Origin of the sequence: Mucilaginibacter ximonensis (assembly GCF_042686265.1) — a bacterium.
In the GTDB taxonomy this organism is placed as follows: domain Bacteria; phylum Bacteroidota; class Bacteroidia; order Sphingobacteriales; family Sphingobacteriaceae; genus Mucilaginibacter; species Mucilaginibacter ximonensis.
This window is the reverse complement of sequence record NZ_JBHUPD010000002.1, coordinates 77,218-93,034: the sequence shown is the minus strand read 5'-3', so window position 1 is coordinate 93,034 and position 15,817 is coordinate 77,218. Positions and strand designations below refer to the sequence as shown.

General features: G+C 44.7%; 13 protein-coding genes. 9 read left to right on the top strand and 4 right to left on the bottom strand.

Annotated elements, in window-relative coordinates:
• Nucleotides 1-27: 27 nt before the first annotated feature.
• Nucleotides 28-1,947: a glucosamine-6-phosphate deaminase gene (gene nagB / locus ACFS5N_RS08065; RefSeq protein ID WP_377184082.1), complete on the bottom strand. Its 1,920-nt coding sequence runs from the start codon at nt 1,945-1,947 to the stop codon at nt 28-30.
• A gap of 105 nt (nt 1,948-2,052) precedes the next feature.
• Between nagB and ACFS5N_RS08060 the strand changes: the two genes are divergently transcribed.
• Nucleotides 2,053-3,243: an anhydro-N-acetylmuramic acid kinase gene (locus tag ACFS5N_RS08060; RefSeq protein WP_377184080.1), complete on the top strand. Its 1,191-nt coding sequence runs from the start codon at nt 2,053-2,055 to the stop codon at nt 3,241-3,243.
• A gap of 21 nt (nt 3,244-3,264) precedes the next feature.
• On the opposite strand, the gene ACFS5N_RS08055 is transcribed toward ACFS5N_RS08060, so the two are convergent.
• From ACFS5N_RS08055 to ACFS5N_RS08045, 3 genes are all read right to left on the bottom strand, one after another.
• A complete protein-coding gene (locus ACFS5N_RS08055) occupies nt 3,265-3,531 on the bottom strand; it encodes a helix-turn-helix domain-containing protein (protein WP_377184078.1) in 267 nt (88 codons plus the stop codon).
• 77 nt (nt 3,532-3,608) lie between these two features.
• Entirely contained in the window at nt 3,609-4,106 is a 498-nt protein-coding gene (locus ACFS5N_RS08050) for a hypothetical protein (protein ID WP_377184076.1), read from the bottom strand.
• 1 nt (nt 4,107) lies between these two features.
• Nucleotides 4,108-5,280 (bottom strand): THUMP domain-containing class I SAM-dependent RNA methyltransferase, encoded by a 1,173-nt coding sequence (locus ACFS5N_RS08045; protein ID WP_377184074.1) that lies wholly within the window; start codon nt 5,278-5,280, stop codon nt 4,108-4,110.
• A gap of 200 nt (nt 5,281-5,480) precedes the next feature.
• On the opposite strand from ACFS5N_RS08045, the gene ACFS5N_RS08040 reads away from it, so the two are divergent.
• The 8 genes from ACFS5N_RS08040 to ACFS5N_RS08005 all read left to right on the top strand — a co-directional run bounded on the left by ACFS5N_RS08040 (nt 5,481) and on the right by ACFS5N_RS08005 (nt 15,725).
• A complete protein-coding gene (locus ACFS5N_RS08040; RefSeq protein WP_377184072.1) occupies nt 5,481-5,843 on the top strand; it encodes a DUF3127 domain-containing protein in 363 nt (120 codons plus the stop codon).
• A 268-nt stretch (nt 5,844-6,111) separates the two neighbouring features.
• Nucleotides 6,112-7,911, top strand: coding sequence for a sensor histidine kinase (locus ACFS5N_RS08035; protein ID WP_377184070.1), 1,800 nt, complete (start codon nt 6,112-6,114; stop codon nt 7,909-7,911).
• A gap of 56 nt (nt 7,912-7,967) precedes the next feature.
• Nucleotides 7,968-8,660, top strand: coding sequence for a response regulator transcription factor (locus tag ACFS5N_RS08030; RefSeq protein ID WP_377184068.1), 693 nt, complete (start codon nt 7,968-7,970; stop codon nt 8,658-8,660).
• Between the two features lie 184 nt (nt 8,661-8,844).
• A complete protein-coding gene (locus ACFS5N_RS08025; protein WP_377184066.1) occupies nt 8,845-10,392 on the top strand; it encodes a M20/M25/M40 family metallo-hydrolase in 1,548 nt (515 codons plus the stop codon).
• 128 nt (nt 10,393-10,520) lie between these two features.
• Complete coding sequence (locus tag ACFS5N_RS08020; RefSeq protein WP_377184064.1) at nt 10,521-11,177, top strand: HD domain-containing protein; 657 nt, start codon at nt 10,521-10,523, stop codon at nt 11,175-11,177.
• Between the two features lie 45 nt (nt 11,178-11,222).
• Nucleotides 11,223-12,533 carry a carbohydrate porin gene (locus tag ACFS5N_RS08015; RefSeq protein WP_377184062.1) on the top strand — a complete coding sequence of 437 codons (1,311 nt, stop codon included), beginning with the start codon at nt 11,223-11,225 and terminating at the stop codon, nt 12,531-12,533.
• Between the two features lie 77 nt (nt 12,534-12,610).
• The gene (locus ACFS5N_RS08010; RefSeq protein WP_377184060.1) at nt 12,611-13,144 is read left to right on the top strand and encodes a YceI family protein; all 534 of its coding nucleotides are present in this window, start codon (nt 12,611-12,613) and stop codon (nt 13,142-13,144) included.
• A gap of 103 nt (nt 13,145-13,247) precedes the next feature.
• The gene (locus ACFS5N_RS08005) at nt 13,248-15,725 is read left to right on the top strand and encodes a PIG-L family deacetylase (protein ID WP_377184057.1); all 2,478 of its coding nucleotides are present in this window, start codon (nt 13,248-13,250) and stop codon (nt 15,723-15,725) included.
• Nucleotides 15,726-15,817 lie beyond the last annotated feature (92 nt).

Genomic DNA, 15,817 nt, shown 5'->3' with positions numbered 1-15,817 from the left:
TATTACGTAATACGTCCAACGTCTAACTTAAAAATAGTATCGCTTAAAGGCTTCCATAGCCGCGTATTCTGCAAAGCCTAACTTGTCATAGCTTTCGGCAGTTTCGCGGTTGCGGTCTTCAGCACGTACCCAAAACTCGCGCGCGTCTTCGCCGGGAAACACTGCCGGGTCTTTTTGCGATTGGTGCTTAAAGATAGCATAGCGCTTACGTAAAACCTCGTCAGGCGATAAGGGTATAGCCATTTCAATTTCGTGCGTCGCAAATTCAAACCATGCGCCGCGGTACATCCACAGCCAGCAATCGTTAACCCACTCTTCTTTACCTTTTAACTGGTTTAAAGCTGCCAGAATAATGTTAAAGCAAACAATGTGTGTACCATGCGGATCGGCAAAATCTCCTGCGGCAAAAATTTGATGTGGTTTAACCTGCTGCAGCAAATCTACAGTCATTTGCACGTCTATCTGGCTTACCGAGTTTTTAGTAACCTTACCGGTTTCATAAAAAGGCAGCGCCATAAAGTGAATATGGTCATCGTGCAGGCCGGCGTACCGTGCGCCCGCTATAGCCTCGCTTTTACGGATGAAACCCTTTACCGAACGTACCTCGGGTGTATCGATCTGGTTGGGCTGCTTGGTGGCAAAAAATGAGCGCATGTCGCTATGGATATGTTGAAGCTTGGCGGTGTCGTCGCCGATACTTTTGGTAAAGTCGATAGCAAACTCCATGTAGCGCAGCACATCATCATCCCAAACTGCCGTATTGCCTGATGTTTGGTAGGCCACATGCACGTCATGCCCCTGGTCAACCAAACGAATGAAGGTACCACCCATCGAGATCACATCATCGTCAGGATGCGGCGAGAAAATGATAGAACGTTTTTTCGCCGGCTGGGCACGTTCAGGGCGCTGGCGGTCGTCAGAGTCGGGCTTGCCGCCCGGCCAGCCGGTAATGGTATGTTGTATCTGGCTAAATATATCAATGTTAATATTGTAAACCGGCCCTTGCTCGGTAGCCAGTTGAGCCATGCCGTTGTTGTTGTAATCTTCCTCAATTAACTTTAGGATCGGCTTGCCAACTTTTTGCGCCAGCCAAATCACGGCTTTCTTTTTCAGCTCATTGTCCCAAACACAGTCTTTCACCAGCCACGGCGTATCAAAGCGTGTGAGTTCAGATGCTGCCGGGTCGTCCAATATAAATTCAACGTTGTCCGAAAGTTGCAGGTAAGTAGCCGGCACCTCGCCTGAAAGTTCGCCTTCGACCGCTTTTTTGATGATAGGCGCCTTCTTTTTGCTCCAGGCCATCAGGATGATTTCGCGGGCCTTGAAGATAGTACCTACGCCCATGGTGATAGCTTTAGTAGGAACAGCTTCTTTACCGCCAAAGTCGCGGGCCGCATCGGTACGGGTCAGGTCATCTAAAGTAACCAGTCGTGTGCCTGAGTTAGGTGCCGAGCCGGGCTCGTTAAAACCAATGTGGCCGGTACGGCCTATACCCAGAATCTGCAGGTCTAAACCACCCAGCTCTTCGATCTTTTTTTCATAATTGAGGCAAAATGCCGCTATATCGCTTTCAGCTAAAGTACCGTCGGGTATATGAATGTTGGCCTTCTCGATATCTACATGGTTAAACAAATGCTGATTCATGAAACGTACATAGCTTTGCGCCGACGAAGGCTGCATGGGGTAGTACTCGTCCAGATTAAAAGTGATAACGTTTTTGAAGCTCAATGATTCATCCTTATGTAAGCGTATCAGCTCATCATAAACAGCAACCGGGGTAACCCCTGTAGCTAAACCTAATACTGCTTTTTCGCCTTTAGCTTGCTTGTCGCGTATTAGTTTGGCTATGCGTTGTGCTACAGCAATGGCACCAGCTGCAGGTGTAGGGAAAACGGTTACAGGCAGCTTTTCGTACCTGGTTTCTTCTAATAAATTTAGTCTGGCCATAGTAAAATAGGTTGGTATGGAGCCGTAAATATCGCGAATAATTAATGTAAGTTTTGCGCTTATTAGGTAAATTAGTGGCATCGGCACATATCTTAATTTTTGACTATGAAAGCACTCAATACCAATCTGCAGCATTTAACCGGCATTGCTCAAAAGACGCAGCGCATAGGCATCGGGCTTATGTCGGGTACTTCATTAGATGGCCTTGATATTGCCTTATGCAGGATAGCCGGTACCGGTTTGCAGACCCAATTTGAGTTGCTGAATTTTACTACAATACCATATCCCGACCGCTTTAAAGCCGAAGTGCGCTCCGTGTTTTCTAAGCGGCAGGTTGATTTGGAAAAAGTTTGTTTGTTAAATGATTTTATCGGCGCTTATCATGCTGAACTGATATTGAAGTCGCTAAAAGATTGGAGCACCAAACCATCTGATGTTGATTTCATCGCCAGCCATGGGCAAACTATTTACCATGCGCCTAAACGCCTGCACCGGCAGGAGGAATACCCAAATGCCACGCTGCAAATTGGCGACGGCGACCATGTTGCTGTTAAAACCGGCATTCTTACCATTAGTGATTTTCGACAGAAACACATAGCAGCAGGCGGTGAAGGCGCCCCTTTAGCTTTGTATGGGGATGTATTGCTTGGGCGCAAGGACGGCGAAGATAGAATATTGCTGAATATCGGCGGCATAGCTAATCTTACCTACCTGCCCGGCGATGGCGACATGACCAAAGTGCTTTGCTCAGACATAGGCCCCGGCAATACCTTAATTGACACGTTTAGTCGTACGCTTTTTAACAGGGCTTATGACGAAGATTCTATTATTGCATTTTCAGGAGCCGTCAATGAAGATCTGCTGAACTCGTTATTAAGGCATCCTTTCTTCGGCGAGCCATCGCCAAAAACCACCGGACCAGAGCTGTTTAGTGAAGAATACGTGCGTAAGGCGCAGGAACGCTCTGGCACCAGCCATATTGAAGCAAAAGACCTTATTGCGACTATCAGCGCATTTACAGGCAGGGCTATCGTTGATTTTATAAATGCTTATATACCTGCAGCTGCTAAAATATTTGTTAGCGGCGGCGGCGCACGAAACCCTTTTGTGGTCCAATACCTTCAAAAGCATTTGCCGCAATCGCATATAGCTGATACTGCTCAGTTAGGCATTAATCCCGATGCTAAAGAAGCTATTTTGTTTGCTTTATTAGGTAATGAAGCCATAGCCGGCGAGCCGTTGGCCATCGGAAATAATCCAGCTGTGCTGATGGGTAAATTTAGTTTTGCAGGATAATAACCACTGTCCGTTATCTCTTTAGTCTGTACCGCTACGCAAAAATCCCTGCTCAGCCGTTTTAGAATCAGCATCTAAAAATTCGGCCGCGCCAATTTCTAAAACCTCTGCAATCTGAAATAGTCTTTCAACGGTTATTTTTGTATAACCCAGCTCTATTTTACTGTACGCGTTCTGAGAAATATTCAATTTGTAAGCCAGATATTCCTGAGTGTAATTTTTTTCTTCTCGTCTCTTTCTAATAACGGCCGCTATGGCCTTAATTTTCGCATTTAACTTATTACTCATTTGTGCTTAGGGGTTGTTACCCCTAAATACGAAAATTTTGAGCGGTTGGATTTATTTTTTTAACAAAAAAATAAATTTTACTGATTCAGATCATAATTTATACTCACGGCAGGCAATAAAGTTGCCTCATCAAGCGGAACCTGGTCATACGCTATCACCGGCTTGCGGTGAATATGGTAATTATAAACCGCTTTGGTGAGCCCGCTGACAGGAGCAGTCGGGGGATTGAAATTTATATTGAAGGGAAGAATAAAATCATGCACTTTTTCATGGTTTGGGATCACCCATTTTTTGTTGGAGCGTTTCAATGCTTCAATTAAGGGCTCAGTTAATGAAATATCATCGGCATAGTAAATGATAATTTTTTTTATAACACCGCCTTCATCCGCAGTAAACTTAAAAATGGCAGTGCCGGTGGCCCTGCTTTTAACCAATGGCTGCGATACAATTACACTATCTTTAAAAAATATTTTCATGGCGTCTTTACCACCCTGAAAAGGGAACGCCAACGTCTCTTGCGCCCTAACAAAACCCGCGGTTAACAATAGGGCAGCAATTAATATTATCTTTTTCATTTTAATCTTCTTTAGGGTCGCGCTTTGTGCCCTGGTATAATTCATACTCTAGTAAACGACAATCAAGCTTGCCGTTGTAAAATTCAATACGTCGTGAAGCCCGCAAGCCTATCTTTTTAGCCAGATCGGGGTTGCCGGTAAATATATAACCACGATAGCCCAGGCATTTTTGCTTCATAAAATCGCCCATGCGTTTGTAGGTCGCCTCCAGTTTTGAATGCACACCCAGACGCTCGCCGTATTCGGGGTTAAACATAATCACACCGGGCTCTTCGGGTACCGGTGTTTCAGCAAAGTCACAAACGCTAAAATCAATTAAATGTTCTACGCCGGCCGTACGGGCATTCTTTTGCGAGATATCAACAGCGTCTTTTGACAGGTCTGTTGCGATAATTTTGAAGCCAATTTCTTTTTTAGCCTTATCTTTCAGCGCACGGCGCTCAACAAAAAATACTTGTTCGTCATACCCCAAAATGTGCATAAAACCATAGTTCATACGAAACAACCCCGGGCGTTTATCAGTAGCCAACAAAGCGGCCTCAATAGCTAAAGTGCCCGAGCCACACATTGGGTTTATAAAGGTACTATTGCGGTCCCAGTTGGTAGCCATTATGGTTGATGTGGCTAAAGCTTCCAGCATAGGCGCCTTGCCCGGTATTTTACGATAGCTGTGTTTAGCCAGCGTTTCGCCTGAAGTATCCAGGAATATTTCGGCTTTATCGTCCTGCCAGTACAAATGCACAACTGTTTTATTAACGTCCGGACCAGAATTAGGCCTGACACCCTTTACTGACTTAATGCGGTCAACAATTGCATCTTTAACTTTTACGTTGGCAAACAGCGGCGTCAAAATATGCTCATTGTTTACGTTGGATGTCACCGAGAAGTATCCGCTAAAATCAATCAGCGTTTCCCATTCAATCTTAACCAACTCCTCATAAAGCTCTTGTGGCGTGGCAGCCGTAAAGCTTTTAAGCGAATATAAAATCTGGCTTGCGCAGCGCAGGTTTAAATTAAAGTTGATGGTTTCAGTAACGGTTCCCTGTAGCTCCACGCCGGTTTGAAAAACGCGGGTAGGGGTAAAGCCCAGGTCCTCTACCTCTTGTTGCAGGTAAGGCGACAGCCTTTTATTACAGGTGATGATAATTTTACTCTCGGTTTGGAAAACTGACATTATATAGCTTTAAACAAGTTAAGGTTAACTTAACCCGTTTGTTTTTAAATTTTTAGAACGGATTGCAAAGTTAACCTTAAAAAACGTAGCCGCAATATTTATCGTACCACAGGGCAGTTAAGTGTGGAAAACTTGATGAATATTGTGTCCCTACTGACACTTTTATATATTAACTTTACATTCTTAATTTTTTGAATTTTATGGAAATTAAAGGTAAAGTACACGAGATATTCCCAACAATGCAGGTTACAGACGCATTGAAAAAAAGAGAACTGATCATTGAATATGTAGAGAATCCGCAGTACCCTGAGTACTTGAAATTTGAAGCTATACAAGACCGCTGCAACCTGATCGACCCACTTAAAGTTGGCGACGATGTTGAAGTATTCTTTAATCTGAGGGGCCGCCCATGGACCGACAAAACCGGCAAAAAAAGCTACTTTAACTCTATGCAGTTATGGCGCGTAAACGTGCTTAGCGGAGCCGGCAGCGCTGCTGCTCCTGAATATGCGGCACCCGCCGATATCAGCTCAACACCTGATGATGACGATTTGCCATTTTAATTAATAAGGCAATTGTCTTTAAAAACATTGAAACCTCGCTTTGGCGGGGTTTTGTTGTTTATAACCTTTTTTACGATTTGTCATCCTGAGCATCGCGAAGGATCTTATGCGCTTTAATAAGATTCTTCGCGATGCTCAGGATGACAAATTGGTTTATTTGACTATTCACTGCCCCTTTCATCGCATTTCACAGATGTTAAAAATTGTTAAATGCCCCCTATGTACCTATATTTAAGATATTTTTGTTATTACTAAAATTTAAAGCGATTTGAAAAAAAGCAGTATTCGTATCATCATTGGCTTAATGGGCTTTGGCCTGTTGGGGGTGATAGGTATGCAATTGTATTTTTTGGTACAATCGTACAACATGCAGTCAAGCTTGTTCGACCGCTCGGTTAATGAGGCTTTGAATAACGTGGTTGAAAAGTTAAAACGTAAAGACGCCAACAACTTTTTGATGACCAAAGCCAGCCATCTGGCGGGCACTTATAAGCCTTATAATGAGAAGCAAACCATCGAGATATCTGATAAAGAAAATACCGTTCGTTTTACATCGACCAATAAAGACTCTATCAGAAAACAAAAGCGCCGCCAGCATAAATTAGCTATGCTGCGCGATAGTTTGACGCACCTGCTCATGAGCCAGCGCCTGGACGAGCTGGAAAGTCATCTTCAATTGGATATTGAAACTTATACTGATGAGAATGGTGTCATTCAGGGACGGTTCACCCCGGTAATCCGCATACCCGACCCGGCATCTGCCAAGCATCAAAAAATTGAAAAATATATTGTTTGGCGCACCGTTTACATGGACCCTCAATTGGGGCAGCAAACCATTTCTGTTCGAAAAATAAACCCGCTTTGGGTAGCCGAACAGGAGCGCAAACAGAAGGCAGAGCAGGTTAATCGCTTTAAAAAATTATTGGCTGCCGACTCGCTGCAAAATCTGCAACCTAAAAATGGCAACGTTATCCAGAATGTAGTTAATGAATACCAACGCTCAAACGAACCGCTGCGCAAACGTATCGAGGACCCGCTTTTTGTAGATACCCTGTTACGTGCCGAGCTGCAAAACCAGGGCATTAACCAGCCATTTAGCTATGAAATATCTACGGCTAAAAACGACTCGGTGATCTACTCGACCGCATTGGACAAAACCGGCGCGCGCCCTACTTTCAATCCGTCAGACAGTTACAGCACCCAGATATTTAAAGAAGAGGTGATCAATGACCCGGGTATCATCAAACTGGCCTTCCCCAAAAAAAACTCGCTGATATTGAGCAAAATGACCGCCACTATGGGTGTTACGGGCGGCCTGTTGGTGGTATTGTTGTTTTGCTTCGGTTTTACACTGTTTGCCATCATCCGCCAGAAAAAAATATCCGAGATGAAGACCGACTTCATCAACAACATGACCCACGAGTTTAAAACTCCGGTTTCTACAATTATGATAGCTGCCGAGGCTTTGAAAGACAGCGAAGTGGCTATCGACCGCTCACGCATTGCCCGCCTGGCTAATATCATTTATGAAGAAAATGAGCGCTTGGGAAGCCATATCGAGCGGGTGCTGAACATCGCCAAAATTGATAAAAACGACTTTAAGCTGGAGAAAAAACCGGTTGATGTAAATGAGATGATCAGCGTTGTAGTTGATAGCATGGCCCTTAAACTGCAAAAACATGAGGCTGAAGTAGTACTGGAGCTTGACGCCGATAATGCCATTATTAATGCTGATGAACTGCATTTTTCAAACGTGTTATATAATTTGATAGATAACGCCATTAAATACAGTACCGGCAGGCCGCATATCACCATAAGCAGCTCTAACAAAAACGGGCAGGTGGTTATTAAGGTGGCCGATAAAGGGATTGGCATGAGCCGTGATCAGCAGGCTAAGATATTTGAACAATTTTATCGGATACCTACCGGTAACGTACATAATGTGAAGGGTTTTGGATTGGGCTTGAGCTACGTAAACACCATAGTTAAACGATTAAATGGTACTATAAACGTGCGATCTGAAAAGGACAAAGGGTCTGAGTTTGAGTTGAAATTTCAGGGCGCATAACATATAAATCTGCGTTAACCGTTAAAAATCATAAACCACCACAAAACCTGCTTCCGATGAAAAAAATATTACTGGTTGAAGATGACCCCAACCTGGGTTTGTTGCTCCAGGATTACCTGCAATTAAAAGGAAAATTTGAAGTAGTGTTGTGTACAGACGGCGAAGAGGGCTTGCACGCCTTTACCAAGCAAAGTTATGACTTACTGATATTGGACGTAATGATGCCCAAAAAAGACGGCTTCACCTTGGGGAAAGACATCCGTAAGATAAACCCCCAGGTGCCTATTATTTTCGCCACGGCTAAAGGCATGATTGAGGATAAAACGGAAGCATTTACCCTGGGAGGCGACGACTATATTACCAAGCCCTTTCGCATTGAAGAACTGCTGCTGCGCATTAACGCCCTGTTAAAACGAACTGAAAATACCGGAAAAAAAGAGGAGGCCCTGCCTACCCGCTTTAAAATAGGCAGATATGATTTTGACTATTCTACCCAGGTTATAGCCATTGACGGTACGCAGCAAAAGCTTTCAACCAAAGAAGCCGAGCTGCTGCGCCTGCTTTGCCTTAAAAAAAATGAAGTGTTAACCCGCGAAGAAGCCCTGTTGCACATCTGGCATGACGACAATTATTTTAACGGGCGAAGCATGGATGTTTTTCTGAGCAAAATCCGCAAGTATTTGAAAGATGATCCGTCTGTGGAAATTATCAATGTACATGGTAAGGGATATAAGTTGCTGGTGAATTAATCTTTGACACCAGACTTTTAATGGTGTTTCGCTCTGTTTCAATCCATTTGTTAATGTGTTGTTTTCTAGTTAATTAACAAAAAAAGTGTTTCAAAGTGTTTCACTATTTTAGCGAAACACTTTGCCTTTGTTTTGTACTGATAAATGGATAAGTTTGTTATACAACTGACTTATTCTCACAAACATGAAGAAACAATTACTTTACACATTACTGCTCTCTGCGGCCACTTCGCTATCGGCATTTGCGCAAACCGACCAGCAAATGTTGGAACGCATTAAAGAAGAGGGCCTCAACAAATCAGAGGTGATGAACACCGCCTTTTATCTGACCGACGTATCGGGCCCGCGCCTGGCAAATTCGCCGGGGTTAAAACGTGCGCAGAACTGGGCCGTGAATCAGCTTAAAACCTGGGGCATGGTAAACGCCACCCGCGAGCCCTGGGGCAAATTTGGCAAAGGCTGGGAAGTACAAAAAAATTATGCGGCCATCACGGCACCTTACTATCACGCCATCATCGCCATCCCTAAAGCATGGACGCCGGGCACTAACGGGCCAATTAAAGGCGACGTAGTAGTGATTAAAGCCGACAGCGTGTCTGACCTGGACAAATACAAAGGCACCCTAAAAGGCAAGATTGTAATGACCGATGTTAAAGGCAACCTCGAAGATACCTTTAAACCCGATGCCACCCGCCTTACAGATTCGGCCTTAACTGCTATGGCAAACTCGACAGGTGCTCCGGCAGCACAGCAACGTCGTCCGCAGGCTACAGGTCGCGGCTCATTGGCTGCCCTGCTGGCTTTGCGCCAGGCTATCAGCAAGTTTTATGTAGATGAAGGGGTGGCCCTGGTACTAAGCCAGGCCCGTGGCACCGATGGTACCGTATTTACCACCAACGGCGCCTCATTTGCCGATACGGCTCATGCCGTGGTACCTGAATTGGAAACCAGTGGCGAAGATTATCAACGTATCCTGCGGCTAAGCAAGGCTGGTATAAAAGTTGAAATGGAAGCTGATATCAAAACCGAGTTCCTGACCAACGACCTGCAAGGTTATGACGTAGTTGGTGAGATACCCGGAACCGACAAAAAATTAAAAGATCAGCTGGTGATCATCGGCGGCCATCTTGATTCTTGGCATGCCGCCACCGGCGCTACCGACAACGCTGCCGGCAGCGCTGTCATGCTGGAAACTATGCGTATTCTTAAACGGGTTGGATTTAAACCACGACGTACCATTCGTATTGTACTCTGGAGTTCGGAAGAACAGGGCCTTTATGGTTCAAAATACTACGTTCTAAACCACTTCGGCGACCCAAAAACAATGGTGTTAAAACCTGAACAAGCTAAAGTATCGGCTTATTATAATTTAGATAACGGTACCGGCAAAATTCGCGGTGTATATCTGCAGGGCAATCAGGCGGTCGGCCCTATATTTAAGCAATGGCTGGCGCCGTTTAACGATATGGGTGCAAGCACCGTTACCATCAACAACACCGGTGGCACCGACCACTTATCGTTTGACGCCGTTGGGATCCCGGGGTTCCAGTTTATACAGGATAGCATGGATTATGGCACCCGTACTCATCACAGTAACCAGGACACCTACGACAAATTAAGCGAGGCCGACCTGAAACAAGCGGCTACCATTACCGCGTGGTTTGTATATAATACCTCACAGCGTGATGAGATGATGCCGAGAAAAGAGTTGCCGGCCCCGGTTAAGAATTAAAACCTTGAAGGTCATTCATTTCAATTGATGACGGGAAATCTATACACATGCTATAGCAATGCAGCGGCATGTGTATGGATATCTCGCTATGCCCGATTTCTATATATTTGCAGCTCATAAAGCAAAATATGGATCACCAAGCGATCATCAACAGCACTATACTATTTGTTAGAGACACGCTGAAAAACGCCGAAGGCGGTCACGACTGGTGGCACATTCACCGTGTTTGGACCAATACTAAACATATAGCCCAAACTGAAGCGGTTGACATGCTTACAGTAGAGCTTGCCGCCTTACTTCATGATATAGCTGACAGTAAATTTCATAATGGTGATGAAGAAATAGGCCCCAAAACGGCCGGCGATTATTTAACAAGCATTGGTATTGATCCTGCCGTGACCCTGCATATTCAAAACATCATCAGGTATATGTCCTTTAAAGCCGGTTTTGACGCTCCTGCTTTTTATTCGCCTGAACTTGCAGTGGTGCAGGATGCCGATCGCCTCGATGCTATTGGCGCCATAGGCATTGCCCGGGCATTTAGCTATGGAGGGCATAAGGGGCGAGAACTATACAACCCCGGGATCAAACCTGATATGAATATGAGCAAGGAGGCTTACAAAAATTCTACAGCACCGACAATCAACCATTTTTACGAAAAACTACTATTGCTGAAAGATAAAATGAATACCGAAACAGGAAAGCGTTTGGCTACTCAACGACATGAATTTATGGAGCAATTCCTGCAACAGTTGTACGCCGAATGCGATTTGAATAATATTTAGACAAGTCTAAAAAAAATGTTAGCTTTGTCTAATTAATTATCTGTTATGAAAAAATATCTACTATCAGCCTTAATATTACTGGTCACGAAACAATTCGTGGCAGCACAAGACTCGGTGAAACGCGAGCGCTTTAATCTCCATTTCCAACAAACGGTTATTACACAGTATAAACCTGCATTCTCAGCCAAGTATACAGGATCTAACAGCTTGTTAACCCATACAGAAACACAAAGCTCGCTAACGTCGACATTATTTGGTGGCGCACGATTGTGGAAAGGTGCCGAAGGTTATTTTAATCCCGAAGTTTCGGGCGGTTCTGGTTTAAGTTCAGCGCTGGGTGTGGCGGGTTCGCCAAACGGCGAGACTTTTAGAGTAGGTAGCTCTGCCCCGGCTATTTACATTGCCCGTTTGTACTTGAGGCAATATTTTGAGTGGGGTAGTGGTATGGATACCATTGCACCGGATATTAACCAGTTGGGTGGATTACGTAGCAAGCATTACTTTTCAATCACCGCCGGTAAATTTGGTATGGCCGATTTTTTTGACGGTAATGAATTTAGCCATGATCCGCGCAGTCAATTCATGAACTGGTCATTGATGGATAACGGCGCCTGGGACTATCCCGCTAATACCCGGGGCTATGTCTTAGGTGCTATGGCCGAGCTGGGTATGCCTGACTGGACACTGCGCTTTGCCTTTACGGCCTCAACTACGCAGGCTAACCAATCAGTATGGGATCAAAAAGTGGGTAAGGCCAACACCCAGACGTTAGAGTTTGAAAAACGCTATACTATTAACGGTTTGAAGGGTACTACCCGTGTGCTGGGTTTTCTGAACAATGGCAAAATGGGCAATTATAATGAGGCGTTGGCATTAAGCCCGGCAGCGCCTGATGTGGATGCTACCCAGGCTTACGGTCGGCATAAGTATGGGTTTGGTATCAGTGCAGACCAGTACCTAACCAATAACTTCGGTGTATTTGCTAAATTAAGTTATAACGACGGACATACAGAAACCTGGTATTTTACAGAGATTGATCGTTCAATAAGCTTGGGTGCCACCTTGCGCGGTGCCGGCTGGCACCGTAAAGATGATGAGTTGGGTTTAGCTTTTGTAGGCAATGGTATCTCTGTGCCGCACCGCAATTATATAGCGGCGGGCGGTTACGGTTTTATTATTGGCGACGGCAAGCTGAACTACGGTACTGAGATGATCGCAGAGTTGTACTACAAGCTGAATGCTTATCAAAATAAACTTTTCTTGTCACCAGATTACCAGTTTATTGTCAACCCGGCCTATAATAAAGATCGTGGACCCGTAAATGTGCTTTCTATCCGCGCGCATGTTGAGTTTTAGGCCGATATCGACACAAACAACGTAACAATTAGCAAGATAAAATACCATAACAGCCCGAAACATCGTTAATTCGCAATATGAAACGCACTTTCTTACTGCTGCTGCCTTTATTAGTGTTAGTCAATATCGCGTTAGCACAAAAAAGCAATATTTTAAAAACCGATATCAAATTTCAACTTAAAAACCTGGGTGTTAAAACCGGTGGTTCTTTCAGTGCGCTGCAGGCCAATATTAATTTTGACCCTAACAAGCCCGAAACAAGCTCTATTGAGGCCACATTAGACGTAAAATCGATTAATACGGATAACGACCTGCGCGATAGCCATCTGCGCAGCGACGAATATTTTGATGCTGATAAATATCCGACTATCACCATGAAGTCTATCTCGTTAAAACATAAAAGCGGTAGCAACTACGTGGGGCAGTTTAACCTGACAATAAAAAACCAAACCAAGCAGTTTGAGGTGCCATTCACCTATACCGCTGATGGCAATTCGGCCACTTTTAAAGGTGGGCTCAAACTGAACCGACTTGATTTTAATATCGGCAGTAAAAGTTTGGTAATGAGTAATGATGTATCGGTGAGTATTGAGGTGCAGGTAGCAAAATAACTGAGGGGGGTACGGTTTATTGTTTATTAAAAAATTAATCTTCTCATTAAAAACGATTTAAATCCATAATGGCGTTAATCCATTAATCGTGTTATATTTGGTTATGAAGCGTTTCATATTATTCGCCGCCCTGTTTTTTACTATTAATCGGGCTTTCTCACAAACCAATCCGCCTGCCGATCTGGCAACCATTCAGCAAAGTTTAGATAAGTTAAATGTATTGGGCAGCGTATTGTATGTAGCCGCTCATCCTGACGACGAGAATACCAAGTTGCTGGCCTATCTGGCGCAGGAGAAACATTACCGCACCGGGTATCTTGCATTAACCCGTGGCGATGGTGGCCAGAATCTGATTGGAAATGAACAGGGCGACTTATTGGGTTTAATACGTACACAGGAGCTTTTGGCTGCACGCAGAGTTGATGGAGCCGAACAGTTTTTTACGCGTGCAAATGACTTCGGTTTTTCAAAGGGCCCTGAAGAAACTTTGAAAATATGGGATCATGAAAAGATACTCGGCGATGTGGTTTGGGTAATACGCCGGTTTAGGCCCGATGTGATTATTTGCCGTTTCCCCACAACAGGCGAAGGCGGTCATGGGCATCATACCTCATCGGCTATCATAGCACAGGAAGCTTTTACTGCCGCAGCTGATCCTAAACGTTTTCCTGAGCAGTTAAAGTATGTACAAACCTGGCAAGCCCGACGCTTACTTTGGAACACCTTTAGTTTTGGCTCAGTAAATACCACGGCGCCTAACCAGTTTAAAATTGATATCGGCGTTTATAACGCTACGTTAGGCAAGGGTTATGGTGAGATTGCTGCCGATAGCCGCTCAAATCATAAGACGCAAGGCTTCGGTACGGCTAAAACCCGGGGCGTTTCTTACGAATATTTTAAAACTATTTTGGGAGATACGCCAAAAGATAGCCTGACATCGGGCATCAACACCACATGGACACGTGTAGAAGGCGGCGCACCCATTGCTGAACAGATAAATTTTATTAAAAAGAATTTTGACCGCGAAAACCCGCAAAGCTCTGTACCGGCATTAATTGATGTTTTGGCCCGGGTTGGCGCTATCAAAGACGCATACTGGCGCGACCAGAAATCAAAAGAACTTAAAGACCTGATTACCGCTTGCGCGGGATTGTGGTTTGAGGCCTACGCCATGCAGCCTGCTTACGCCGTGGGCGACAGCATTAGCATAACCTCTCAGGTATACACACCTTATTTGCTGCCTATCCCGGAAATGGAGATCAGAACCACCCCTAAGTATGCTAACACCTACGAGGACAGGCGCGGGCACGTTTTGGTTCCAGGCCAATTGCTTAAAGACACTATAAACAGAGGAGCGGGCAAGATTGCAGCCAGACTAAGCCAACCCTATTGGCTGGAGAGTCCGCATAGTTTGGGTACTTATACTTTGCCTGACGATACCCTGGCCGGTAATCCTGAAAATATGGACTATCCGAGAGCCTGGTTCTCATTCAACATGGGTGGCAAAAAAGTGACTTATGAGCGCAAGATCATGTATAAATATGTCGACCCGGCTAAGGGCGAGATCTATGCGCCGGTTGTTGTGGCGCCGCCGGTAACAGCCAATATTTTAAGCAAAGACTATATTTTTAACAGCCGCCAGCCGCAAACTGTGCAGGTAAAACTGCAAAGCTTTACTAACGCCAGCGGAAGCATCAAACTGCATGCGCCGTCGGGCTGGAAAATAAGTCCGCAAGAAATAAAGTTTGAAAATAAACCAAAAGGCGCCGAATGGGTAGAGAGCTTTACTTTGGAGCCTACCGGCAGTAAACAGCAAACAGACATTTTAAAAGCTGTAGTTACCACCAAAGGTAAAGACTGGTCGTTAGGTATACAGCGTATTAGTTATGATCATATACCGGCTATAACATTATTCCCGCCGGCTGAAGCCAAGCTTATCAATATTGACTTAAAAACTGCAGGTAAACATATAGGCTACATAGCCGGCGCCGGCGATCTGGTGCCTGAGGCGTTAACCCAGGTGGGTTATGATGTACACCAGTTGACGGAGAACGATGTGATGAATACTGATCTTTCAGTTTATGATGCTATTGTGGTGGGCGTACGTGCTTACAATGTTAATCCGCGGCTGGTAGTTGAGCAGCCTAAGCTGTTGGCCTATGTAAATAATGGCGGTAATATGGTAGTTCAATACAATGTATATCAGGGCTTGGTAATGAAAGATCTGGGTCCGTATTCGTTTAAGGTAGTTAATGAACGTGTTACCGACGAAAATGCCAGGGTTACCTTTCTTGACCCGGATCATAGTGTGTTGAACTATCCCAATAAGATCAACAATGCCGATTTTGACGGCTGGATACAGGAACGCGGATTGTACTTTACCAGTAACATTGACAGCCATTATCATAAAATACTTAGCATGGGCGACCCAGGCGAAGCACAAAATCCCGGTTCATTAATAGTGGCCGATTATGGTAAGGGCCGGTATGTTTATACCTCCCTGGATTTCTTCCGCGAGTTGCCTGCCGGTGTTCCGGGAGCATATCGGTTGTTTGTGAATTTATTAAGCAGGCCGAAATAACACTACTTGTCATCAACGGTTTACCGCCCTGTCATTCTGAGCGCTAGCGAAGAATCTTGTATAAGCGATCAAGCAAAGCGTATAAGATCCTT